28 protein-coding genes are annotated in these 20,615 nt (G+C 74.0%); 15 read left to right on the plus strand and 13 right to left on the minus strand.

What is annotated here, in order from left to right:
- Nucleotides 1–15 precede the first annotated feature (15 nt).
- Complete coding sequence (gene paaB, locus C5508_RS08150; RefSeq protein ID WP_104524446.1) at nucleotides 16–306, minus strand: 1,2-phenylacetyl-CoA epoxidase subunit PaaB; 291 nt, start codon at nucleotides 304–306, stop codon at nucleotides 16–18.
- A complete protein-coding gene (paaA, locus tag C5508_RS08155) occupies nucleotides 303–1,274 on the minus strand; it encodes a 1,2-phenylacetyl-CoA epoxidase subunit PaaA (protein WP_198597961.1) in 972 nt (323 codons plus the stop codon). The genes paaB and paaA overlap by 4 nt, the downstream gene beginning before the upstream one ends.
- 93 nt (nucleotides 1,275–1,367) lie before the next feature.
- Between paaA and C5508_RS08160 the strand changes: the two genes are divergently transcribed.
- Nucleotides 1,368–1,991, plus strand: coding sequence for a TetR/AcrR family transcriptional regulator (locus tag C5508_RS08160; protein ID WP_198597962.1), 624 nt, complete (start codon nucleotides 1,368–1,370; stop codon nucleotides 1,989–1,991).
- A gap of 17 nt (nucleotides 1,992–2,008) precedes the next feature.
- On the opposite strand, the gene C5508_RS19500 is transcribed toward C5508_RS08160, so the two are convergent.
- Nucleotides 2,009–2,152: a hypothetical protein gene (locus C5508_RS19500; RefSeq protein WP_157944029.1), complete on the minus strand. Its 144-nt coding sequence runs from the start codon at nucleotides 2,150–2,152 to the stop codon at nucleotides 2,009–2,011.
- 137 nt (nucleotides 2,153–2,289) lie between these two features.
- Here C5508_RS19500 and C5508_RS08165 point away from each other — a divergent pair, with 137 nt between their 5' ends.
- The 4 genes from C5508_RS08165 to C5508_RS08180 all read left to right on the plus strand — a co-directional run bounded on the left by C5508_RS08165 (nucleotide 2,290) and on the right by C5508_RS08180 (nucleotide 4,949).
- Entirely contained in the window at nucleotides 2,290–2,757 is a 468-nt protein-coding gene (locus C5508_RS08165; protein WP_104524447.1) for a winged helix-turn-helix transcriptional regulator, read from the plus strand.
- A 96-nt stretch (nucleotides 2,758–2,853) separates the two neighbouring features.
- Nucleotides 2,854–3,249 carry a VOC family protein gene (locus C5508_RS08170; RefSeq protein ID WP_232797002.1) on the plus strand — a complete coding sequence of 132 codons (396 nt, stop codon included), beginning with the start codon at nucleotides 2,854–2,856 and terminating at the stop codon, nucleotides 3,247–3,249.
- Nucleotides 3,250–3,373: 124 nt separating this feature from the next.
- Complete coding sequence (locus C5508_RS08175; RefSeq protein WP_104524476.1) at nucleotides 3,374–4,690, plus strand: S8 family serine peptidase; 1,317 nt, start codon at nucleotides 3,374–3,376, stop codon at nucleotides 4,688–4,690.
- Nucleotides 4,691–4,715: 25 nt separating this feature from the next.
- A complete protein-coding gene (locus tag C5508_RS08180) occupies nucleotides 4,716–4,949 on the plus strand; it encodes a hypothetical protein (protein ID WP_104524449.1) in 234 nt (77 codons plus the stop codon).
- 9 nt (nucleotides 4,950–4,958) lie between these two features.
- Here C5508_RS08180 and C5508_RS08185 read toward each other — a convergent pair whose 3' ends face one another.
- Nucleotides 4,959–5,429: an STAS domain-containing protein gene (locus C5508_RS08185; RefSeq protein WP_104524450.1), complete on the minus strand. Its 471-nt coding sequence runs from the start codon at nucleotides 5,427–5,429 to the stop codon at nucleotides 4,959–4,961.
- Nucleotides 5,430–5,711: 282 nt separating this feature from the next.
- Between C5508_RS08185 and C5508_RS08190 the strand changes: the two genes are divergently transcribed.
- The 3 genes from C5508_RS08190 (at nucleotide 5,712) to mug (ending at nucleotide 8,027) form a co-directional block, all read left to right on the plus strand.
- Nucleotides 5,712–6,779 (plus strand): phosphotransferase family protein, encoded by a 1,068-nt coding sequence (locus C5508_RS08190; RefSeq protein WP_104524477.1) that lies wholly within the window; start codon nucleotides 5,712–5,714, stop codon nucleotides 6,777–6,779.
- Nucleotides 6,770–7,420 carry a histidine phosphatase family protein gene (locus tag C5508_RS08195; protein ID WP_104524451.1) on the plus strand — a complete coding sequence of 217 codons (651 nt, stop codon included), beginning with the start codon at nucleotides 6,770–6,772 and terminating at the stop codon, nucleotides 7,418–7,420. The genes C5508_RS08190 and C5508_RS08195 overlap by 10 nt, the downstream gene beginning before the upstream one ends.
- A 70-nt stretch (nucleotides 7,421–7,490) precedes the next feature.
- Complete coding sequence (mug, locus tag C5508_RS08200; protein ID WP_104524452.1) at nucleotides 7,491–8,027, plus strand: G/U mismatch-specific DNA glycosylase; 537 nt, start codon at nucleotides 7,491–7,493, stop codon at nucleotides 8,025–8,027.
- On the opposite strand, the gene C5508_RS08205 is transcribed toward mug, so the two are convergent.
- A complete protein-coding gene (locus C5508_RS08205) occupies nucleotides 8,017–8,286 on the minus strand; it encodes a YciI-like protein (protein WP_104524453.1) in 270 nt (89 codons plus the stop codon). The genes mug and C5508_RS08205 overlap by 11 nt on opposite strands.
- 56 nt (nucleotides 8,287–8,342) lie before the next feature.
- Between C5508_RS08205 and C5508_RS08210 the strand changes: the two genes are divergently transcribed.
- Together C5508_RS08210 and C5508_RS08215 are read left to right on the plus strand one after the other, a co-directional pair.
- Nucleotides 8,343–8,783, plus strand: coding sequence for a flavodoxin family protein (locus C5508_RS08210; RefSeq protein WP_104524454.1), 441 nt, complete (start codon nucleotides 8,343–8,345; stop codon nucleotides 8,781–8,783).
- 73 nt (nucleotides 8,784–8,856) lie between these two features.
- A complete protein-coding gene (locus C5508_RS08215; protein ID WP_104524455.1) occupies nucleotides 8,857–9,570 on the plus strand; it encodes a dienelactone hydrolase family protein in 714 nt (237 codons plus the stop codon).
- Between the two features lie 33 nt (nucleotides 9,571–9,603).
- On the opposite strand, the gene C5508_RS08220 is transcribed toward C5508_RS08215, so the two are convergent.
- Nucleotides 9,604–9,837, minus strand: a complete 234-nt coding sequence (locus C5508_RS08220) for a hypothetical protein (protein ID WP_104524456.1) — start codon at nucleotides 9,835–9,837, stop codon at nucleotides 9,604–9,606.
- A gap of 94 nt (nucleotides 9,838–9,931) precedes the next feature.
- Nucleotides 9,932–10,135 carry a cold-shock protein gene (locus tag C5508_RS08225; protein ID WP_104524457.1) on the minus strand — a complete coding sequence of 68 codons (204 nt, stop codon included), beginning with the start codon at nucleotides 10,133–10,135 and terminating at the stop codon, nucleotides 9,932–9,934.
- A gap of 244 nt (nucleotides 10,136–10,379) precedes the next feature.
- Between C5508_RS08225 and C5508_RS08230 the strand changes: the two genes are divergently transcribed.
- Nucleotides 10,380–11,717, plus strand: a complete 1,338-nt coding sequence (locus C5508_RS08230) for an alpha-amylase family glycosyl hydrolase (protein WP_104524458.1) — start codon at nucleotides 10,380–10,382, stop codon at nucleotides 11,715–11,717.
- Nucleotides 11,718–11,727: 10 nt separating this feature from the next.
- On the opposite strand, the gene C5508_RS08235 is transcribed toward C5508_RS08230, so the two are convergent.
- Nucleotides 11,728–11,922 (minus strand): hypothetical protein, encoded by a 195-nt coding sequence (locus C5508_RS08235; protein ID WP_104524459.1) that lies wholly within the window; start codon nucleotides 11,920–11,922, stop codon nucleotides 11,728–11,730.
- A gap of 100 nt (nucleotides 11,923–12,022) precedes the next feature.
- Here C5508_RS08235 and C5508_RS08240 point away from each other — a divergent pair, with 100 nt between their 5' ends.
- Together C5508_RS08240 and C5508_RS08245 are read left to right on the plus strand one after the other, a co-directional pair.
- Entirely contained in the window at nucleotides 12,023–12,799 is a 777-nt protein-coding gene (locus tag C5508_RS08240; protein WP_104524460.1) for a cyclase family protein, read from the plus strand.
- Nucleotides 12,796–14,439, plus strand: a complete 1,644-nt coding sequence (locus tag C5508_RS08245; RefSeq protein WP_104524461.1) for a thiamine pyrophosphate-binding protein — start codon at nucleotides 12,796–12,798, stop codon at nucleotides 14,437–14,439. The genes C5508_RS08240 and C5508_RS08245 overlap by 4 nt, the downstream gene beginning before the upstream one ends.
- A gap of 14 nt (nucleotides 14,440–14,453) precedes the next feature.
- Here the strand turns inward: C5508_RS08245 and C5508_RS08250 are convergent, their stop codons facing one another.
- Nucleotides 14,454–14,816, minus strand: coding sequence for a DUF1330 domain-containing protein (locus tag C5508_RS08250; RefSeq protein WP_104524462.1), 363 nt, complete (start codon nucleotides 14,814–14,816; stop codon nucleotides 14,454–14,456).
- Nucleotides 14,817–15,053: 237 nt separating this feature from the next.
- On the opposite strand from C5508_RS08250, the gene C5508_RS08255 reads away from it, so the two are divergent.
- Nucleotides 15,054–16,040 (plus strand): bile acid:sodium symporter family protein, encoded by a 987-nt coding sequence (locus tag C5508_RS08255; protein ID WP_104524463.1) that lies wholly within the window; start codon nucleotides 15,054–15,056, stop codon nucleotides 16,038–16,040.
- Between the two features lie 15 nt (nucleotides 16,041–16,055).
- Here the strand turns inward: C5508_RS08255 and C5508_RS08260 are convergent, their stop codons facing one another.
- Genes C5508_RS08260 through C5508_RS08275 form a run of 4 tightly spaced genes read right to left on the minus strand, consistent with a single transcriptional unit; the run spans nucleotide 16,056 to nucleotide 19,570 of the window.
- On the minus strand, nucleotides 16,056–16,910 hold the full coding sequence (locus C5508_RS08260; RefSeq protein WP_232797000.1) for a 5-oxoprolinase subunit C family protein: 855 nt from the start codon (nucleotides 16,908–16,910) through the stop codon (nucleotides 16,056–16,058).
- On the minus strand, nucleotides 16,907–17,524 hold the full coding sequence (gene pxpB / locus C5508_RS08265; protein WP_104524465.1) for a 5-oxoprolinase subunit PxpB: 618 nt from the start codon (nucleotides 17,522–17,524) through the stop codon (nucleotides 16,907–16,909). The genes C5508_RS08260 and pxpB overlap by 4 nt, the downstream gene beginning before the upstream one ends.
- On the minus strand, nucleotides 17,524–18,297 hold the full coding sequence (locus tag C5508_RS08270; RefSeq protein ID WP_104524466.1) for a LamB/YcsF family protein: 774 nt from the start codon (nucleotides 18,295–18,297) through the stop codon (nucleotides 17,524–17,526). The genes pxpB and C5508_RS08270 overlap by 1 nt, the downstream gene beginning before the upstream one ends.
- Nucleotides 18,298–18,310: 13 nt before the next feature.
- The gene (locus C5508_RS08275; protein WP_104524467.1) at nucleotides 18,311–19,570 is read right to left on the minus strand and encodes an NRAMP family divalent metal transporter; all 1,260 of its coding nucleotides are present in this window, start codon (nucleotides 19,568–19,570) and stop codon (nucleotides 18,311–18,313) included.
- Between the two features lie 170 nt (nucleotides 19,571–19,740).
- Here C5508_RS08275 and C5508_RS08280 point away from each other — a divergent pair, with 170 nt between their 5' ends.
- Complete coding sequence (locus C5508_RS08280; protein ID WP_104524468.1) at nucleotides 19,741–20,613, plus strand: alpha/beta fold hydrolase; 873 nt, start codon at nucleotides 19,741–19,743, stop codon at nucleotides 20,611–20,613.
- The last annotated feature ends 2 nt before the right edge of the window (nucleotides 20,614–20,615 follow it).

The raw sequence follows: 20,615 nt of genomic DNA on the forward strand, positions 1-20,615 counted from the left end.
AGAGGGGGTCCTTCTTCAGATGTGCGGGACGTCGGCGGGGATCTCGTAGAACGTGGGGTGCCGGTAGACCTTGTCGCCGCTCGGGGCGAACATCGGGTCCTTCTCGTCCGGGCTGGACGCGGTGATGGCATCGGCCCGCACCACCCAGATGCTCACGCCCTCGTTGCGCCGGGTGTAGACGTCGCGCGCGGCGTGCACCGCCATCTCGTCGTCCGGCGCGTGCAGCGATCCCACGTGCACGTGGTTCAGCCCGCGCTTGCCACGCACGAACACCTCGTAGAGCGGCCACCCCGCCCGTGCGCTCACGACCGGGCCTCGTGCTTCCGGGCGTACGCGATGGCTGCCTCGGTCACCCACGCGTTGTCGTCCCGCGCGGCGCGGCGGCGGGCGATCCGCTCGGCGTTGCACGGGCCCGCGCCGCTGATGACCCGCTTCAGCTCCTCCCAGTCGATCGCTCCGAACCGGTAGCGGCCCGTCGACGGGTCGAGCGCCAGGTCGGGGTCGGGCAGCGTGACGCCGAGGAACGCCGCCTGCGGCACGGTCATGTCCACGAACCTCTGCCGCAGCTCGTCGTTGCTGTGCCGCTTGATGCCCCAGGCCATCGACTGCGCCGAGTTCGGGCTGTCGGTGTCGGGCGGGCCGAACATCATCAGCGAGGGCCACCACCAGCGGTCGACGGCGTCCTGCACCATCGCCCGCTGCTCCGGGGTGCCGCGCATCATCGTGAGCAGCAGCTCGTAGCCCTGTCGCTGGTGGAAGGACTCCTCCTTGCAGACGCGGACCATCGCCCGGGCGTAGGGCCCGTAGCTCGACCGGCACAGCGGCACCTGGTTGCAGATCGCCGCGCCGTCGACCAGCCACCCGATGACCCCGACGTCGGCGAAGGTGAGCGTCGGGTAGTTGAAGATCGAGCTGTACTTCTGCCGGCCGTCGATGAGCCGGTCGGTCAGATCGGCCCGGTCGGCGCCCAGCGTCTCCGCGGCGGAGTACAGGTACATCCCGTGCCCGGCCTCGTCCTGGACCTTGGCCAGCAGGACGGCCTTGCGGCGCAGGCTCGGCGCGCGGAGCAGCCAGTCGCCCTCGGGCTGCATGCCGATGATCTCGGAGTGGGCGTGCTGGGCGATCTGCCGGACCAGCGTGCGGCGGTAGCCCTCGGGCATCCAGTCGCGCGGTTCGATCCGCCGCTCGGCGGCGATGGTCGCGTCGAACTGCTCCTGCAGGCCCGGGTCGACGTCGACGTCCGGGGAGTCCAGCGCGGTCGCGGACACGGGCACCTCCAGGCCACCTTTACTGACCGAGCGGTCAGAAATAGTGTGGCGCAGGACACGGACGACCACAAGGGCCGGTGGGGTGGCACAGTTCCTGCGATGAGCGCGTCGGGCGGACTGGGAGAGCCGGCCCGGCGAGGGCGGCCCGGTCACTCCCTGGACTCGCTGCTGACCGTCGCCGTCGCGCTGTTCGACGAACGGGGCTACGAGGCGACCAGCATGGAGGAGCTGGCCGGGCGGCTCGGCGTCACCAAGTCGGCGATCTACCACCACGTCCGGAGCAAGGTGGAGCTGCTCAGGCTGGCCCTCGACCGCGCGCTCGACGCGCTGTTCGCGGTGACCGAGGAGGCCGGCGCCACGACCGGCCCGGCCATCGACCGGCTGGAGCACGTGGTGCGCCGCTCGGTGCGGGTGCTCGCGGACGAGCTGCCGTTCGTGAGGCTGCTGCTGCGGCTGCGCGGCAACTCAGAGGTCGAGCGGGCTGCGCTGCAACGGCGCCGGGACTTCGACCGGCTGGTCACCGGGCTGGTGCGGGAGGCGCTGGCGCAGGGCGACGTGCGGCCCGACGTCGATCCGGCCGTGACCAGCCGGCTGCTGTTCGGCACGGTCAACTCGCTGGTCGAGTGGTACCGGCCCGACGGAGACCTCACCCCGGGCGCGCTGGCCGATGCCCTGGTGGCGACGACGTTCTCCGGGCTCCGGCCCGTTCCCGCGGAGCGCTGAGGGCGGTCGCTCCGCGTTCAGCGCCGGGCGGCGAGGACGGCGATCTCGTGCGCGGACTCCAGCGTCGGCGCGGAGGCGAGGGCGCGGGCGATGGCCCGCTCCTCGCGGAGGTGCGTGCGGGCGGCGTGCCGGCGAGCGAGGGTGGTGCGCAGGCGGGACATGGTGGGTCCTTCGGGGAGCAGCGGATGGGAGCGAGCGCCGCGGGGCGGGCGGGGCGTCCGTCTCTGGGTTCGCTACATGAACCATGCTCTCGCGCGCGAGGTTCGTCAAGCGAACCCAGCATGGTTACGATCACACTGTGAGCGACGCCTCGTACGACCGGTCCCACTGCTCGGTGGCCGGGACCCTGGCCGTCGTAGGGGAGAAGTGGAGCCTCCTGGTCATGCGGGAGGCCTTCCTCGGCGTCCGCCGCTTCGCCGACCTGCAGCAGGCCCTCGGGGCGCCCAAGGCGGTGCTCACCGACCGGCTGGCCACGCTCGTGCAGGAGGGGCTGCTGAGCCGGGAGCCCTACCGCGTGGACGGCGCCCGCCAGCGGCACGAGTACCGGCTCACCGAGAAGGGCCGCGACCTCTATCCGACGCTCGTGGCGCTCATGCAGTGGGGCGACCGCTACCTGGCCGACGGCCCGGTTCCGCTGGCGCTGGAGCACGCGGGCTGCGGAGCGCCGGTGCGCGTCGCCCTGGTCTGCGGGGACGGCCACGAGGTGCCCGGTCCGCGCGACGTCCGCGCCCGTCCGCGGGAGACGGCGCCGAACCCCGGGGGCTGACGCCGATGAGTTCGGGAGACGCCCGCGGTCTGCACTGATGTCCCGCCGTCCGCACCCCGCGGCCCGCCCCGAGGCACCAGGAGCACTCCCGTGCGCATGATCTTCGTCAACCTGCCCGTGACCGACCTGGCCCGCACAGACGCCTTCTACGCGGCGCTCGGCTTCCGGCGCAACGACCGGTTCTCGGACGCCTTGGCCGTCTCCTACGCCGTCGAGGAGAACATCCTCGTGATGCTGCTGACGCGGGAGCGGTTCGCCGACTTCGTTCCCGGCCAGGTCGGGGACCCGGCCCAGGCGACGTCGGTGCTCAACTGCCTGTCGGCCGGCAGCCGCGAGGAGGTGGACCAGATGGTGTCGGCCGCGATCGCCGCCGGCGGGAAGCCGTGGATGCCGGCCCAGGACCACGGGTTCATGTACGGCTCCAGCTTCGCCGACCCCGACGGCAACGTCTGGGAGGTCATGTGGATGGATCCCTCTACGGTGCAGGGCTGAACCGCCGGGAACTCTGCGTCCCGTCGTAGGCGAGGGACACACTGCGACACGCGGGGCCGGCTGGCGGTGACCCCCGCACCCGAGGACGCTGGCTGGGCCGGTGTCACCGATCCGAGGGGGAACGTTGATCGATCCGAGGCGCCCGGCCGTCCCGGGAGACGTCCGGCGCGGCGCGGTGGGTCCGCTCCCGCGAACGACCGGCCGGCAGGTCGTCGTCCTCGCCGGCACCGGGGACGACGCCCGGGTCGACTGGGGGCGGGTGGGCGTCCACCAGGTCGCCGACTCCCGGGACTTCACCGACGGCGACGTGCCTCCCGAGGCGCTGCGGGACGCCGAGGCCACGGTCTTCAGCGCCCTCGGCATCGCCGTCGTCACCGCCGACCCCGGTCAGGTGAGCCGGCTGCAATCGGCGGAGGCGGCCGGGCGGCCCGTGCTGTCGGTCTCGCCGGAGCTGGTCCACCACGTGCTCGGCGACGAGTCGCGCTCCTACACCGCCGGCTACCGCGACGGCGTGGCCGATCTCGCCGGCCGCCTGCTGTCCGAGGACGCGGCCCCGGGAGCGGCCCGTCCGGCGGCGCCCACCCGCTTCGAGGACACCGCCCAGGCGACCTGGGGAGTGCAGGCCGTGCGGGCCGACGTCTCCGCGCGGTCGGGCCGGGGCATCCGGGTGGCGGTGCTCGACACCGGGTTCGACGCCGCGCACCCCGACTTCACCGGGCGCTCGGTCACGGCGCGGTCGTTCGTGCCGGGCGAGGACGCGCACGACGGGCACGGGCACGGCACGCACTGCATCGGCACCGCGTGCGGTCCGCGCAGCCCGTCCACCGGCCCGCGCTACGGAGTCGCCCACGAGGCCGAGATCTATGCGGGAAAGGTGCTGGGCACCGACGGCAGCGGCACCGACGCGGGCATCCTCGCCGGCATCAACTGGGCCGTGACCAGCGGGTGCCCGGTGATCTCGATGTCCCTGGGCGCCGACGTCGTGCAGGTCCATCCGCCGTACTCCGCCGCCGGGCGCCGGGCCCTGCAGCAGGGCTCGCTGATCATCGCGGCGGCCGGCAACAACGCCGATCGGCGCGCGGGCGACGTCGGCTTCGTCGGCGCCCCGGCCAACAGCGTCGAGATCATGGCCGTCGGCGCGCTGGACCAGGCGCTGGAGATGGCGTACTTCTCCGCCCGGAGCCTGCCGGCCCGCGGTGGCCAGGTCGACATCGCCGCCCCCGGGTGGCAGGTGTACTCCGCCTGGCCGATGCCCACCCGCTACAACACCATCAGCGGCACGAGCATGGCCACGCCGCACGTCGCCGGACTGGCCGCGCTGTGGGCGGAGGCCACCGGCCGGCGGGGGCTGGAGCTCTGGGCGACGCTGCTGCAGGAGAGCGAGCGCATCCTCCAGCCGTCGGTCGATGCCGGGAGCGGGCTGGCGATCGCCCCGCAGTGAGGCGGGCCCGCGTAGCCTGCCGCGCATGACCCAGGTCAGCGTCACGGTCGACGACGGGCACCTGTCCGCCCTGGACGGCGTCGTGCAAGGGCTTCGCGCGCACGGCATGCAGGTGGACCAGGTGCTCGACGGCCTCGGCATCATCACCGGGTCCGTACCGCCCGGGGCCGCCGGGGCGCTCACCGCGGTCGCCGGCGTCGTCTCGGTCGACGAGCAGCTCGGCGTCCAGCTGCCGCCGCCGGACGCACCCGTCCAGTAGCCGCGCGGGTCAGGCCTCCGGCGGACCGACGACCGGCAGGGCCCGGATCCGGCGCGCCGACCGGAGCGGACCGGCCGAGGGCAGGGGCCGCTGTCCGCCGGCGGCCGGTGCCGGGCGCGGTTCGTCGCTCCGGACCGCGAGCACCCGGTCCAGACCGACCAGACCCATGAGGCGGTGCACGCACCGGCTCGGCCGGTCGATGACCAGCTCGCAGCCGTGCCGGCGGGCGAGGTGGTGGCCGGTGACCAGCACACGCAGGCCCGCCGCGTCGCAGAAGCTCACGGCGCTGGTGTCGACGGTCCACCGCCGGTGCCCGGTGGACGTCAGCGCCGTCAACCCGTCCAGCACGTGGGGGGCGTTCTGCCGGTCCAGCTCACCGGCGACGGCGACGGTCGCGCTGACCAGGTCGACGAACATGTGGAAGGGGAACGGCTGGAGACCGGCATCGAACTCCAGCGGTGCACTCGCGGGTACTGACATGGCATGTCTCCGCCCTCGGCCGGCTCCCCGGAGGCCCCGGTCGGGTCACGCCGCACGTGACGTCGGCCGGGTTCTCGACCTGGCAGGACGCTACTCGGAGCCGCCCGGTGCAGCGACCCCCGACGACGGCCCGCTGCGCCCTCCGACTCCGCCACCGGAGTTGCGGAACCCAGCGGAGTCGCTCGGCGACGGCCCGACGACGGTCGGCGTGCGGGGTGGCGATGCCACCCGGGCCGAACGCCGTTCCGCGGCGCTGTCCGACCTCGTGGTGGGATGGGCGGGATGAGCGAGAACGCGACCCGACTCCGCGACGTCCGCCCCGAGGACGCCTTCGACGTCGACGCCGTCCACGCGTGGCTGCAGCCGCGCGTGCCGGCTCTCGACGGACACCCCGCGCCACAGGTGCGCCAGTTCTCCGGTGGAGCCAGCAACCTGACCTACCTGCTGGACTACGGCGACCTGGACCTGGTGCTGCGCCGCCCGCCGCACGGGCACAAGGCCGCCTCCGCGCACGACATGGGTCGGGAGGTGCGGGTCCAGCAACGGCTGCGTCCACACCTGGACGTGGTCGCCCTGATCCACGGGTTCTGCGAGGACCCCTCGATCATCGGCAGCGACTTCTACGTGATGGAGCGGCTGCGCGGCGTCGTCCTCGGCCGCACGCTGCCCGACGGCGTGCAGTTGTCGCCGGAGCAGGCCCGAGCGTTGGGGGAGACCGCCTACGACACCCTCGCCGACCTGCACTCGATCGACGTGGAGTCTGCCGGCCTCGGCGACCTCGGCCGGGGGCCCGGCTACGTCCGCCGTCAGGTGGAGGGCTGGTCGCGCCGCTTCCGCGACGCGCTCACCGACGACGTGCCGCCCGTCGAGGAGCTGATGAGCTGGCTCGCCGAGCGCCAGCCGCACGACGTCGGCGCCAGCCTGCTGCACGGCGACTGGAAGCTGGACAACCTGGTCCTCGACCTCTCCGGCACCCCGCGGATCACCGGCGTCCTCGACTGGGAGATGGCCACGGTCGGCGACCCGCTGATGGACCTGGGGTCCTCCCTGGCGTACTGGGTCACGGCCGAGGACGACGAGGAGTTCGGGCTGGTCTCCACCCAGCCGAGCACCCTGGCCGGGATGCCCACTCGGGAGCAGATCGTCGAGCGCTACCTGGCCCGCACCGGGCTGCGCCCCGAGAACTGGACCTTCTACGAGGTGTTCGGCCTGTTCCGGCTCGCGGTGATCATCCAGCAGATCTGGGCCCGGTTCCGCTCCGGCTCCACCACGAACCCGCGGTTCGCCCATTTCGGGATCGCCGCCGCGGTCCTGCTCCAGCGCGCCGAGCGGCTGGCCGGATGCCGCTGATCTGCCTGGTCCGGCACGGGCAGGCCTCGTTCGGCGCCGACGACTACGACGTCCTCAGCGATCTGGGGCGCGAGCAGTCCCGCTGCGTGGGGGAGGAGCTGCGCCGGCGCGAGCTGCGGAACCCGCTCGTCGTCTCCGGCTCACTGCTGCGGCAGCGCGACACCGCGGCGCTGCTGGCCGACGCGGCGGGCTTCGCCACCCCCGGACCACCCGACGCCCGGCTCGACGAGTACGACCACGTCGGCCTGCTGGAGCGCTATCCCGGTGCGGCCGACGCGGAGGAGTCCGGGTCGCGCCAGGTCCAGCAGCTCCTGGACGGCGCCCTGCGGTCCTGGATCGCCGCGGGGGACGCCGACGGCTGGCCGGCGTTCTCCTCGGGCGCGGTCGCGGCGGTGCAGGACCTGGCCGCCGACCTCGACAAGGGGCGCGACGCCGTCGTCGTCAGCTCCGGCGGTGTGATCGCCGCGGTGGTCGCATCGCTGCTCGGGGCACCGGCCGACGCGGTCGTCGCCCTGAACCGGGCCGCGGTGAACGTCGGCGTCACGTCGGTGCTGGCCGGGAGCACCGGCCTCACGCTCCTCGCGTTCAACGACCACGCGCACGTCACCGGCCCGCGCCGCCACCTGCTCAGCTACCGGTAGCACGCCGGTGGTCATCGCCGAGGAGGCGGCCTGAGGTGAGGTGCCCCGTGTCCGCCGAGATCGACCGCCCGTGAACGCGGTGCCGACCGGGCCGGGTCGTCGCCCGAAACCGCTGCCCGACGTCCTCGGCCCGGACCTGGACGTGCTGTTCTGCGGCATCAACCCCTCGCTGATGTCGGCCGAGCGGGGGCACCACTTCGCGCGGCCGGGGAACCGGTTCTGGCCCGCGCTGCACCTGGCCGGCCTCACGCCTCGGCGGCTGCGCCCGGAGGAGGACCGGGAGCTGCTGCGCTACGGCCTGGGGGTGACCAACCTGGTGGACCGGCCCACCCGGACGGCCGCGGAGCTCTCGGCCGACGAGCTCGCCGACGGTGCCGCGGCCTTGGCCGAGCTCGTCGAGGCGTACCGCCCCCGCGTGCTGGCGGTGCTGGGCATCACCGCGTGGCGGCAGGCGTTCGGGCGCCCGCGCGCGGCAGCCGGGCCGCAGGAGGAGCGGCTCGGCGGCGCGGTGACCTGGGTGGTGCCCAACCCCAGCGGCCTGAACGCGCACGCCCAGCTGCCCGACCTCGCCCGGGTCTACGGCCGGCTCCGGCCGGTCAGCCGATGACCACGTTCCACGGGCGGACCGTCCACGAGGTCACCAGCCCCTCGCGCACGTAGGGGTCCTCGGCGGCAAACCGCTCGACCACCTCGCGCGGCGCCGTCCAGACCAGCAGCGCCCGGTCGTAGGGGTCGGGAAGGGCACCGGCCAGGAGCAGCTCACCCCGCTCGTGGGCCGCGCGGGCGAGGGCGAGGTGGTCCTCGCGCAGCGCGGCCCGCCGGGTCAGGTAGTCGTCGGCCAGCGTGTACTCCAGGACCAGGTGCATGCCGAGGACTGTGCCACCCGCCGCCGGGAGGGGAGCCGGTCCGGGAGAATGCCGGGATGCCGCGTCTGCTGGTCGTCCACCACACGCCCTCGCCCGCCCTGCAGGCGGTCCTGGAGGCGGTGAAGGAGGGCGCGGCGATGGTCGACGACGTCGAGCTGACGGTGCGCCCGGCGCTCTCGGCCGGACCGGCCGACCTGCTCGCCGCCGAGGGCGTGCTGCTCGGGACGCCGGCGAACATCGGGTACATGTCGGGAGCCCTCAAGCACTTCTTCGACACCGTCTACTACCCGTGCCTCGACGCGACCGCCGGGCTGCCCTACGGCGTGTACGTGCACGGCAACGACGACACCGCCGGCGCCCTGACCAGCATCGAACGCATCACCGGCGCGCTGGGCTGGAAGCGGGTGGCCGCCCCGCTGAACCTCACCGGCCCGCCGGCGCCCGCGGATTTGGAGGCGGTCCGCGAGCTGGCCGCGACGGTCGCCGTGAGCCTGTGACCGCCGACCGGGCGGGGCGACGCCACCCCCGTTAGCGTCGGCGCGACCACCGGCGGAAGGACCTCCCGTGCCCATGACCTCGATCCCCGGCGCCACGAGCGCTCCGGAGCTGCGCGCCTACCTGAGCCGGCCGCCGGTCGGCGAGGGGCCGTGGCCGGGCGTGGTCGTGCTGCACGAGGCATTCGGGCTGACCGACGACATCCGCCAGCAGGCCGACCGCCTGGCCGCCGCCGGATACCTGGCGGTCGCGCCGGACCTCTTCACCGCCGGAGGGGCGCTGCGCTGCCTGCAGGGCACCTTCCGGTCGCTGCTGCGCCGCAGCGGGCCGGTGTTCGGCGACATCGAGGCGACACGGCAGTGGGCCGCCGCGCAGCAGGACTGTACCGGCCGGGTCGGCGCCGTCGGCTTCTGCATGGGAGGGGGTTTCGCGCTGCTGGCGGCGACGCGGGGGTTCGACGCCGCCGCGTCGAACTACGGCTTCGTGCCGAAGGACGCCGAGCGCGTGCTCGAGGGCGCCTGCCCGGTGGTGGCGAGTTTCGGCCGTCGCGACCCGGTGCTGCGCGGTGCCGCCGGCCGGCTGCGCGACGCGCTGGACTCGCTGGACGTCACCAACGACGTCGTCGAGTACCCCGACGCGGGGCACTCGTTCCTCAACCGGCACTCGAGCGGGCCGTTCGGGGTCATCGAGCGGGTGACCGGGTTCAGCTACCACCAGCCGTCGGCCGAGGACGCCTGGGCGCGCATCCTGCGCTTCTTCGACCTCCACCTGCGGTCGACCGACCGCTAGAGGTGCCGGGGCCGGGCCGCCGGCCCGGCCGGTTCACCAGCGCAACGGGTGGGTGGACCGCGAGTGCGCGGTCCGGCAGGCGCGGCAGTTGCCCCAGGAGGTGATGGACACCGACGTGGCGGGGCCTCCGCACTCGGGGCACTCGACGGCCTCGTCGGTCGCCCGGGCCTCGCTCAGCGCCCGGCTCCGGTCCTCGTGGATCGTCGCGTCGCCCCGGCAGGGGCAGCCCAGCGGTGCGTCCGCGCAGAGTCCGACGTGCTCGGCCATGGGTGCTCCTCGGGGCTCGTGCCGGGATGACGATGGTGCCGGAACGACGACGGGGCCACGGCGCAGCGCACCGTGACCCCGTCGTTCACGTGGTTCAGAGGGGGCGGACGTTCTCCGCCTGGGGGCCCTTCTGGCCCTGCGTCACGTCGAACTCGACCTGCTGGCCCTCGTCGAGGGAGCGGTAGCCGTCGCTGACGATGGCGGAGTAGTGGCAGAACACGTCGGCGCCGCCGCCGTCCTGGGCGATGAAGCCGAAGCCCTTCTCCGCGTTGAACCACTTCACAGTGCCCTGAGCCATGTTGTCCTTCTTCCGTGCTGGGGGGTGTCCTCCACCGGTACCTACCGGCGGAGGGGCCGCCGCACCGACCGGCAGGACCGAGAGGAACGTCAGGCAGAGACGACTGCGGACGTCCAAGAACGAAAGCAGAGGCGCAACAGCGACCGGCACGGACTCTACCCCCTGCGACCTGCGCGAACACGAGGAGGTCCACGGCGAGTCCCTCTGGCGGGTGGGGAGGCGCGCGTAGGGCAGCATTCCCGGCATGAGCGACGGGCGCACGGACGGGCCGGCGTGGGTGCGGGACGCGATCTGGTGGCACGTCTACCCGCTGGGGTTCGTCGGGGCCGAGCCCCGCGGCGAGGCGACCCAGCCGGTGCGCCACCGGCTCGGTCACCTCACCGCCTGGCTGGACCACGCGCTCGAGCTGGGCGCCTCCGGGTTGGCGCTGGGGCCGGTGTTCGCGTCGGAGACCCACGGCTACGACACCGTCGACCACCTGCGCATCGACCCGCGCCTGGGCGGGGACGCCGACTTCGACGCGCTGGTGGCCGCCTGCCGGGGACGCGGCATCCGGCTCCTGCTCGACGGCGTCTTCAACCACGTCGGCCGGGAGCACCCGGCCTTCCGGGCGGTGCTGGAGCAGGGGCCCGCGGCGCCGACCGCGTCGTGGTTCCGGCTGCGATGGCCGGAGGGCCCGTGGGCGCCGGGGATCGAGCCCGCGTACGACGACTTCGAGGGGCACGGGCACCTCGTGGCCCTCGACCACGCGTCGCCCGAGGTCGAGGAGCACGTCGTCGAGGTCATGACGCACTGGCTCGACCGGGGCGCCGACGGGTGGCGGCTCGACGCCGCCTACGCCGTTCCTCCCGCCTTCTGGTCCCGGGTGGCCGACCGCGTGCGGCAGCGGCACCCCGACGCCTACCTGATGGGTGAGGTCATCCACGGCGACTACACCCGGGCGGTCACCGACGGGCACCTCGACTCGGTGACCCAGTACGAGCTGTGGAAGGCGGTCTGGAGCTCGCTCAACGACGCCAACTTCTTCGAGCTCGACGCCGCGCTCGGGCGGCACGCCGCGCTGCTCGACCGGTTCGCGCCGTACACGTTCCTCGGCAACCACGACGTCACGCGCATCGCCAGCAAGGTGACCGACGAGCGGCACCTGGCGCACGCGCTGGTCGTGCTGTTCACGCTCGGGGGCACGCCCGCGGTGTACGCCGGCGACGAGCACGCCTTCCGGGGCGTCAAGGAGGACCGGGCGGGGGGCGACGACGCCGTCCGGCCGCCCTTCCCGGCCGGCCCCGGGGACCTCTCGCCGGTCGGGCTGCCGACCTACCGGCTGCACCAGGAGTTGATCGGCCTGCGCCGTCGGCACCGGTGGCTGCACACGGCGCGCAGCCGCACCCTGCACCTGGCGAACGAGCAGCTGGCCTACGAGGTGGCCTCCGACGGGGAGCGTCTGGTGGTGGTGCTGAACGTCGCGGACGTGACCGCCGAGATCCCCGCGCCCGGCGCCGGGGAGGTCCTCGCCGGGGCCGCCGAACGGGCCGGGAACCGGGTGCGGGTGCCCGGGCACGGCTGGGCGGTGCTGACCGGCTGATCCCGCCGGCTCAGCGGCTGGTTGCCAGGTCCCTCACAGCCTTGGCCACGTACATGGTCGACAGGAGGAGGAAGAGGGCCCCGATCGCTGCTCGCACCTGGTCGTCGGTGGCCGGGGTGCGCCGGGCGACCGGACCGGCCACGGCGTCGGCCACGCGTGCGCGCCAGCCCGTGAGGCCGGCCTTCCCGAAGGTCACTGCATCCATGCGCGGTGCCTACCCCCGTGCGCGCCGGGATAGCCGGGACGGGCGCCGGAGCCTGTGATTGGCTGTCGGCCGATCCGAGCGCCTGAGAAGGGGACCGCGCATGTCGATCCTGTCGAGTTTCGCCGAAGCCCTGGCCACCGGGCGGATCGAGGTCGTCGACCTCACCGCGCCACTGCACTCGGGGACGCCGGTCATCCAGCTCCCCGAGCCGTTCGCGCAGACGGCGACCTTCCAGCTGGAGGAGCTCAGCCGGTACGACGACCGCGGGCCGGCCTGGTACTGGAACAACTTCCGGACCGGTGAGCACACCGGCACGCACTTCGACGCGCCCAACCACTGGGTCACCGGCCAGGACGGTGAGGACGTCGCGTCGGTGGCCGCCCGGAAGCTGGTCGCGCCCGCCGCGGTGCTCGACTTCTCGGAGCGGGCGGCGCAGAACCCCGACTTCCTGCTCGAGGTGGCGGACGTCCGCGAGTGGGAGGCGACCCACGGCCCCCTCCCCGAGGGCGGCTGGCTGCTGTTCCGCACGGGGTGGGACGTCCGCTCGGAGTCCCAGCGCGACTACCTGAACGCCGACGAGTCCGGGCCGCACACCCCCGGCCTGTCGGTCGAGTGCGCCCGGTGGCTGGCCGAGGAGGCGCCGGTCATCGGCCTGGGCGTGGAGACGGTGGGCACCGACGCCGGCGCGGCGCACTCCTTCGACCCGCCGTTCCCGTGCCACTCCGCGCTGATGGGCAGCGGCAAGTACGGCCTGACCCAGCTGCAGAACCTGGCGCAGCTGCCGGCGACCGGCGCCCTGGTCGTGGCCGCGCCGCTGCCCATCGTGGGCGGGTCGGGCTCGCCGTCCCGGGTGCTGGCGCTGGTCGAGCGGGAATGAGCCCGACGCGGACGGTCGCCGAGGCGGTCGGCGAGGCGCTGGTCCGCTGCGGCATCGACACGGTGTTCGGCGTCGTCGGGTCGGGCAACTTCGTGGCCACCAACGCGATGGTGGCCGCCGGTGCCCGGTACGTGGCGGCCCGGCACGAGGGCGGCGCCGCCACGATGGCCGACGCCTTCGCCCGCACCAGCGGCCGGCCGGCGGTGGTGAGCCTGCACCAGGGATGCGGGCTCACCAACGCGCTCACCGGCATCACCGAGGCGGCCAAGAGCCGCACGCCGCTGGTGGTGCTCACCGCGGAGACGACGAACCGGCGGTCGAACTTCCACGTGGACCAGCCGGCGCTCGCCGAGGCCGTGGGCGCCCTGTCGGTACGGGTGACGTCGGCCGCCACCGCTGAGCGCTACACGGCCGTCGCCGTCGACACCGCCCGCGAGCAGCGGCGGGTCGTCGTGCTGAACCTGCCCCTGGACGTGCAGTCCCAGCCGGCCGAGGGGCTCCCGGCCGAGCCGCTGCCGCCGGTGCCCGAGCCCGGCACCGTCGAGGCCGAGGAGCCGGCCGGCGAGTTGGCCGAGGCGTTGCGCCGGGCTCGGCGTCCGGTGTTCGTGGCCGGCCGGGGCGCCCGCGCGGCCCGCGCCGAGCTGGAGCAGCTCGCGGACCGCTGTGGAGCGCTGCTGGCCACCTCGGCGGTGGCGAAGGGGCTGTTCCGCGGCAGCCCGTGCGACCTGGACGTCTCCGGCGGGTTCGCGACCCCGTTGGCCGCGGAGCTGATCTCGGGCGCGGACCTGATCGTGGGCTGGGGCTGCCAGCTGAACATGTGGACCATGCGGCACGGCCGGCTGATCGCGGCTGACGCCGTCGTCGTGCAGGTGGACGACGAGGCCGACGCCATCGGCGCGCAGCGCGAGGTCTCGCTCGGGGTCGTGGGCGACGTGCGGGCCGTCGCCGCCGCCGCGACGGGACTGCTGGACGACACCGTCGAGGGCTACCGGACGGCGGAGGTCCGCGACGCGATCGCCGCCCGCGGGCGCTGGCGGGACGAGCCCTACGACGACGCCGGGGGTGCGGGGCTGATCGATCCGCGCACCCTCGGCATCGGCCTGGACGACCTCCTCCCGGCGGAGCGGATCGTCGCCGTCGACTCCGGCAACTTCATGGGCTACCCGAGCATGTACCTCGACGTCCCCGACGAGCACGGGTTCTGCTTCACCCAGGCGTTCCAGTCCGTGGGCCTGGGGCTGGCCACCGCGATCGGTGCCGCGCTGGCCCGGCCCGACCGGCTGCCGGTCGCCGCCCTGGGCGACGGCGGCGCGCTGATGGGCGCCGCCGAGCTGGAGACGGTGGTGCGGCTCGGGCTGCCGATGGTGGTGGTCGTCCACGACGACGCCGCCTACGGCGCCGAGGTGCACCACTTCGGACCCGACGGCCACGCGCTGGACACGGTGCGCTTCCCGGAGACCGACTTCGCCGCGATCGGCCGCGGTTACGGGTTCGAGGCGGTGACCGTCCGCGGTCCGGCCGACCTCGCCGGCGTCGGCGCGTGGCTCGCCGGCCCGCGGACGGCGCCGCTGCTGGTCGACGCCAAGGTCACCCGGGGCGAACCCTCGTGGTGGCTCGAGGAGGCGTTCCGGGGCCACTGACCCCGGGACGCGCGTCACCAGGCGGTGGTGGCCTGCAGCACCGCCTCGGACAGGGCGCGGGTGCGCAGCTCGGTCACCTGCTGGTACTCCGGATCGGCGACCATCCGGCTGAACGCCTCGCGCGACGGGTAGCGGACCAGCAGGACGGCGTCCCAGTCCTGGCCCTGCTCGGCCACGAGCGACGTCGAGCCGTCGCCGGCGTAGAGCACCTCGCCGCCGTACCGCGGCAGGAAGGTGGCACTCAGCGCCTCGGCGTACTGCGCGTACAGCTCCCGCCCGCCCTCGGCGTAGCGCAGCAGGTTGAGCATGACCACGGGACCGCCCGGGTCCTCCTGCAGGTACCGCTTCAGGTCCGCGCCGCGGGGATCGATCGCCATGGCCGCAAGCTAGCAACAGTGCCCGCCGGCGGGGGCGCAGCCCGGCATGTCGACGCGGTGACATGTCGACGGAACCGCGAGTCGACGGATCGAGCGCGACGCCGGGACGCGGGGAGGGGAGACTGTGCCCGACCCGGGGCATGGACGATCCCGTCGCACATCCTGGGAGCGACCGTCCGGTTCGTGCCGCTGGGGAACGGTGGACGACCGGTATCACCGGGAAGGGAAGGCAGCGGCGTGAGCATCACAGCGATCAGCGACGTCGTCGGGCGCTGGTTCGCCCTGATCGTGCTGGTGGCGGGAGGCGTCGCCCTGGCGTTCCCGGACGCCTTCGCCGGTGGAACGGTCGCCGTTCCGTACCTCCTGATGGTGATCATGCTCGGCATGGGCATGACCCTGAGGCTGAGCGACTTCGCCGTCGTCGCCCGACGGCCGTGGGCCCTGCTGCTCGGCGTCGCCGCCCAGTACCTGGTCATGCCCGGGCTGGCCTGGCTCCTGGCTCAGGCACTGGACCTTCCCGCGGCGCTGGCGGCCGGCGTGGTGCTCGTCGGCGCCGCGCCGGGCGGCACGGCGTCGAACGTCATGGTGTACCTCTCGAAGGGGGACACGGCCCTCTCCGTGGCCATGACGTCGGTGTCGACGCTCCTCGCGCCGCTGCTCACCCCCGTCCTCGTCCTGGCGCTCGCGGGGGAGTACCTGCCGGTCGACGCCGGAGGACTCTTCCTCTCCATCGTCCAGATCGTCCTCCTGCCCGTGCTGCTGGGACTGGTCCTCCGTCTGTCGGCCCCCCGGCTCGTCGAGCGCGTGCTGCCGGTGCTCCCGCTGGTGTCCGTGGTCGGTATCGCCGCCGTCGTGGTCGTCGTCGTCGCGGCGAGCTCGGCGACCATCCTCTCGGTCGGGCTGCTGGTCGTCGTGGCGGTCGTGCTGCACAACGGCCTGGGGTACGGCCTCGGGTACGCGATCGCGCGGGTCTTCCGCCTGGACGTGTCGGGCAGGCGAGCCGTCAGCATCGAGGTCGGCATGCAGAACTCGGGCCTGGCCGCGGCGCTGGCCACCGCGCACTTCAACCCCGTGGCGGCTCTTCCCGCGGCGATCTTCTCCGTCTGGCACAACGTGTCCGGATCGCTGCTGGCCAGCTACTGGTCGCGGAAGGACCCCGCGGCCGGGAGCTCGCCCGGGGAGCTCCGGGTCGGCGCGGCGCCGGTCCGGGAAACCGGGCGATGACCGGCGGCGGGGCGGTCAGCCCGGCTGCCCGGTCCTGAACCGCAGCGCCTGGCCCGGGCGTAGCTGCGCGCAGCGGTCGACGTCGTCGTCGGCGACGTAGCCGACGACGGGGTAGCCGCCGGTGACCGGATGGTCGGCGAGGAAGAGCACGGGGCGGCCGGAGGGCGGTATCTGCAGCGCTCCGCGGACCATGCCCTCGCTCGGCAGCTCGTCGGTGCGTCGCCGGTCGAGCGGAAGCCCGTCCAACCGGACCCCGACCCGGTTGCTCTCGCTGGTCACCGTGTAGGGCTGCCCGGTGAGGGTGGTCCAGGCTTCGTCGGCGAACCAGTCGAGGCGCGGCCCGGGAAGCACCCGGACAGCCAGTTCGCCGGCCGGGGGATCGGCCACCGGAGCGACGTCCACGCCGGGCAGCGACGCGTCCGGTGCGCCGACCGGGAGGACGTCGCCGGAGGAGAGCGGAGGCGGTCCGAGCCCGGAGAGCACGTCGGTCGAGCGCGAGCCCAGCACCGGCGGCACGAGGAACCCCCCACGGATCGCGACGTAGGTCCGCAGCCCGCTGGTCGGCGCGCCCAGGCGGAGCTCGCTCCCGGCCGGCAGCAACTCCGGGGCGTTGTGCGCGGGCGAGCCGGGGCACGGGGCGCCGGTGGTCACGACGACCAGATCGTGCTCCGCGCGCAGCGCCAGGCCGCCGAACGTCACCTCGAGGGCCGCGGCGCCCGGGGCGTTGCCCACCAGCCGGTTGGCGAGGCGGTAGGAGGCCCGATCGCAGGCGCCGGACCGTCCGATCCCCAGCGACGCCTGGCCGGGCCTTCCCTCGTCCTGCACCGTCGTCGACGGCCCGGGAGCGAGGACGGTGACCGCGCGCGTCACGGCCGGCCTACATCGACGAAGCGGACCCGGACGCCGGGTTGCAGCAGTGCCGCCGGCTCCCGTGCCAGGTCGAACACGGCGAGGTCGGTGCGGCCGATGAGCTGCCATCCGCCGGGTGACTCACGCGGATAGACGCCGCTGAACTCCCCGGCCAGGGCGACCGACCCGGCCGGCACCTTGGTGCGCGGAGACGCGCGGCGGGGCACGTCCCAACCACCGGAAGCCGACGTGAGGTAGCCGAAGCCGGGAGCGAAGCCGCTGAACGCCACCGTCCACTCCGCACCGGTGTGGCGACGAACGACGTCGGCCGGATCGAGTTCCAGCAGCGCGGCGACGTCCGCGAGGTCCTCGCCGTCGTAGCGGACCGGGATCTCCACCAGGTTCCCGGCTGCGCGGCGGTCCCGCCGGGGCTTCGCCCGCCGGACCGCGACCTCGACCTCCGACAGCGACGAGATGGCCGGGTCGGTCACCACGAGGACCGTCCGGGCGGCCGGGACGACGTCCACCACTCCCTGCGGAGTCTCCTCGTCGAGCGCGGCGTAGAGGGCCAGGACCTCGTCGAGCGAATCGACCTCCACCAGCAATGCCGTGGTGCCGCTCGGCAGGATTCGCATCACGCCGTGAAGGGGGCCAGGGAGGCTCCCGCCCGGGTGAGCGCCTCCCGGACCTCCTGCGCGATCCGCACCGCTCCGGGCGTGTCCCCGTGGACGCAGATCGAGTCGGGCCGCAGCGTCAGCGAGCCGCCCGCCACGTCGGCGATCGGTTCCCCGGCGGCCATGGCGACGCAGCGCCGGGCGATCTCGTCCGCGTCGTGGAGCACCGCGCCGGGCAGGCGGCGGGACACGAGGGTGCCCTCGGGCGTGTACGCGCGGTCGGCGAACGCCTCGTGCACGACCGTCAGGCCGGCGGCCTGCGCCAGGCGCAGCCACGCCGAGCCGGGCAGCCCCATCACCGGCAGCGTCCGGTCGTAGTCGACGACGGCGCGGACCACGGCGGCCGCCTGCTCCTCGTGGGAGACGATGGCGTTGTACAGGGCTCCGTGCGGCTTCACGTACCGCACCCGCGATCCGGCGACGCGGGCGAAGGCCTCCAGGGCGCCGATCTGGTAGATGACCTCCTGGGTCAAGGCGTCGGGCTCGATGTCGATGAAGCGGCGTCCGAAGCCCGGCAGGTCGCGGTATCCCACCTGTGCCCCGATGGCGACCCCGGCGGCGGCGGCCCGCGCGCAGACGCGGCGCATGGTCGAGGCGTCGCCGGCGTGGAAGCCGCAGGCGACGTTGGCGCTCGTGACGATCCCCAGCAGCGCGTCGTCGTCCCCGAGCGTCCACTGGCCGAACCCCTCGCCGAGGTCGGAGTTCAGATCGATGGTGGTGCCGCTGTCGGTCATCGGAGTCCTCGGGTCAGGAGAAGAGCTCGATCACGGGCCGGACCGAGTTGGCGGCCAGGTACAGCGTCAGCAACCAGGCCAGCCATCCGACGACCAGCAGCCACCGGGGATAGCGGTACCCGTTCAGGAGGTCGGTGCGGCGGGTGGCCACCCAGAGCAGCACCGCGATGCCGAAGGGCAGCAGCAGGCCGTTGAACGCACCGGCGAAGACCAGCAGGGTCGTGGGCGGCGTGCCGACCAGCACGAACGCCAGCGCGGTGACGGCGATGAACCCGCAGACCAGCAGGGTGCCGGTCCGGTCGCTGGTGGCGGTCCGGCTGGTGAGGAAGGAGACCGTCGTGTACGAGGCGCCGATGATGCTCGTGATCGCCGCCGCCCACAGGACGATGCCGAAGACCCGCAGGCCCACCTGGCCGGCCGCCTGCTGGAAGGCCGACGCCGCCTGGCTCCCCGGATCCAGCGCCGCGCCACCGGTGACGACGCCGAGGATGGCCAGGAACAGCACGACGCGCATGACGCCGGTGAGGACGATGCCGGTGACCGAGCCGCGGGTGATGTCCCGGACGTGCTCCGGTCCGGTGATGCCCGAGTCGAGCAGGCGGTGGGCACCGGCGTAGACGATGTACCCGCCGATCGTCCCGCCGATGAGGGTGGTGATCGCCAGGAAGCTGACCTCCTCGGGCAGGACGACGTTGCGCAGCGCGCGGCCGACCGGCGGATCGGAGGTGATCGCGATGTAGGCGGTCAGCCCGATCATCACCAGACCGAGCGCGACGACGATCCGGTCCACCGCCACGCCGGCCCGCCGGCTCAGGAAGATCCCGATCGCGATGAGGGCGGAGACGGCCCCGCCGACGCGCGGATCGAGCCCGAGCATGGCGTCGGTACCCAGGCCGGCGCCGCTGACGTTGCCCACGTTGAAGACCAGCCCGCCGGCCAGCAGCAGCGCGGCCATCACCCAGCCGAGCCCCGGGAGCACCAGGTTGCCCAGCTCCTGGGCGCGCCGGCCGGAGACGCCGATGACGCGCCACACGTTCAGCTGCAGAGCGATGTCGACGACGATCGAGGCGGCGATGGCGAAGGCGAAGGCGGCGCCGAGCTGCACGGTGAAGGCCGTCGTCTGCGTGATGAAGCCGGGACCGATGGCAGAGGTCGCCATGAGGAACATGGCGCCCAGCAACGTCGACCGCGTGCTCGCCGACATCTTCCCGGCAGCCGGTCCGGCGCCGGCGGGGCCAGGAGCCCGCGAACCGTCCTGCGGTGCGTGCGACATCTGGGCTCCCGTGGCTGCGGACGTGCCGGTCGGCGGGGTCGCGCACCGGCCGGGGACCGACGATGCGCGGACCTTCTTCCGGAATGGAGTCTGGGCCACCTCCCCGGTGCGGCGCACGTCCGGACCGCCGGAAGGGTCCGGTTGCGACCGTGACGGGTAGGGGTGCCGGCATGACGAGTGCACCGGGCCCCCGGGAAGGCAGCATCCGGCTGGCCGACGGCCGGACGCTGGCGTATGCGGAGTACGGGGACCCCGACGGAACGGTGGTCCTCGGCTGCCACGGCTCACCGAGCTCCCGGCTGGAGCGGCACGTCGAGGACGCCGAGGACTACCGGCGCTGGGGCGTGCGGCTCGTCGTACCCGATCGGCCGGGGTTCGGGCGGTCGGACCCGCATCCCGGCCGCCGGGTCATGGACTGGCCGGGGGACGTCGAGCAGCTGCTCGACTCCCTGGGCGTCGACCGCTTCGCCACACTCAGCCTCTCCGGGGGCGCGGCCTACGCGCTGGCCTGCGCGCACACCTTCGGCGACCGGGTGCGGACCGTCGGCATCCTCGGGGGGGCGCCACCGCCCGACGTCCCGTGGCCGTGGCCGCGCTGGGTGCCCTCGCGGGTGCGGGCCGGCCTGCACCGGCCCGCGCAGCTGGCCACGGTGCTGCGGCCGATCTTCGCGCCACTGGGGCTGCGCCCCGAGCTGATCCCGCGCTACCTGCAGTTCCGCCTCAACGCCGCCGACCGGAAGGTGATCGGCCGCCCGGCGGTGCGGCGGGTCCTGGCCACGACCTTCGCCGAGGGGCTGCGCAACGGCACCGCCGCGCTGGCGGAGGACCGGGCGCTGCTCTTCCGGCCGTGGGGGTTCCCGCTGTCGACGGTGGGGCAGCGGGTGCACGTCTGGCACGGGACGCAGGACTGGCAGGTCCCCGTCGTGCTCGGACAGGTGCTCAGCACGATGCTGCCGGACTGCGCGGCGCACTGGATGGCCGGTGAGGGGCACTTCCTCGTCTTCGACCACGCACGGGACATCTACCGGACGCTGCTGGAGTGACG

Source organism: Blastococcus atacamensis, assembly GCF_002938425.1.
Taxonomy (GTDB): domain Bacteria; phylum Actinomycetota; class Actinomycetes; order Mycobacteriales; family Geodermatophilaceae; genus Blastococcus; species Blastococcus atacamensis.

Bases quoted from the DNA above. Each gene is read 5' to 3' on its own strand.
- C5508_RS08170 (WP_232797002.1), top strand. From the start codon at position 2,854: ATGATCTTCGTCAACCTGCCCGTGACCGACCTGGCCCGCACAGACGCC.
- C5508_RS08215 (WP_104524455.1), top strand. From the start codon at position 8,857: ATGACCTCGATCCCCGGCGCCACGAGCGCTCCGGAGCTGCGCGCCTAC.
- C5508_RS08185 (WP_104524450.1), bottom strand. From the start codon at position 5,429: ATGTCAGTACCCGCGAGTGCACCGCTGGAGTTCGATGCCGGTCTCCAG.
- C5508_RS08250 (WP_104524462.1), bottom strand. From the start codon at position 14,816: ATGGCGATCGATCCCCGCGGCGCGGACCTGAAGCGGTACCTGCAGGAG.
- C5508_RS08180 (WP_104524449.1), top strand. From the start codon at position 4,716: ATGACCCAGGTCAGCGTCACGGTCGACGACGGGCACCTGTCCGCCCTG.
- C5508_RS08230 (WP_104524458.1), top strand. From the start codon at position 10,380: ATGAGCGACGGGCGCACGGACGGGCCGGCGTGGGTGCGGGACGCGATC.
- C5508_RS08235 (WP_104524459.1), bottom strand. From the start codon at position 11,922: ATGGATGCAGTGACCTTCGGGAAGGCCGGCCTCACGGGCTGGCGCGCA.
- C5508_RS08160 (WP_198597962.1), top strand. From the start codon at position 1,368: ATGAGCGCGTCGGGCGGACTGGGAGAGCCGGCCCGGCGAGGGCGGCCC.
- C5508_RS08205 (WP_104524453.1), bottom strand. From the start codon at position 8,286: ATGCACCTGGTCCTGGAGTACACGCTGGCCGACGACTACCTGACCCGG.
- C5508_RS08195 (WP_104524451.1), top strand. From the start codon at position 6,770: ATGCCGCTGATCTGCCTGGTCCGGCACGGGCAGGCCTCGTTCGGCGCC.
- pxpB (WP_104524465.1), bottom strand. From the start codon at position 17,524: ATGCGAATCCTGCCGAGCGGCACCACGGCATTGCTGGTGGAGGTCGAT.
- C5508_RS08225 (WP_104524457.1), bottom strand. From the start codon at position 10,135: ATGGCTCAGGGCACTGTGAAGTGGTTCAACGCGGAGAAGGGCTTCGGC.
- C5508_RS08240 (WP_104524460.1), top strand. From the start codon at position 12,023: ATGTCGATCCTGTCGAGTTTCGCCGAAGCCCTGGCCACCGGGCGGATC.
- C5508_RS08280 (WP_104524468.1), top strand. From the start codon at position 19,741: ATGACGAGTGCACCGGGCCCCCGGGAAGGCAGCATCCGGCTGGCCGAC.
- C5508_RS08210 (WP_104524454.1), top strand. From the start codon at position 8,343: ATGCCGCGTCTGCTGGTCGTCCACCACACGCCCTCGCCCGCCCTGCAG.
- C5508_RS08220 (WP_104524456.1), bottom strand. From the start codon at position 9,837: ATGGCCGAGCACGTCGGACTCTGCGCGGACGCACCGCTGGGCTGCCCC.
- C5508_RS19500 (WP_157944029.1), bottom strand. From the start codon at position 2,152: ATGTCCCGCCTGCGCACCACCCTCGCTCGCCGGCACGCCGCCCGCACG.
- C5508_RS08275 (WP_104524467.1), bottom strand. From the start codon at position 19,570: ATGTCGCACGCACCGCAGGACGGTTCGCGGGCTCCTGGCCCCGCCGGC.
- C5508_RS08270 (WP_104524466.1), bottom strand. From the start codon at position 18,297: ATGACCGACAGCGGCACCACCATCGATCTGAACTCCGACCTCGGCGAG.
- C5508_RS08245 (WP_104524461.1), top strand. From the start codon at position 12,796: ATGAGCCCGACGCGGACGGTCGCCGAGGCGGTCGGCGAGGCGCTGGTC.
- C5508_RS08190 (WP_104524477.1), top strand. From the start codon at position 5,712: ATGAGCGAGAACGCGACCCGACTCCGCGACGTCCGCCCCGAGGACGCC.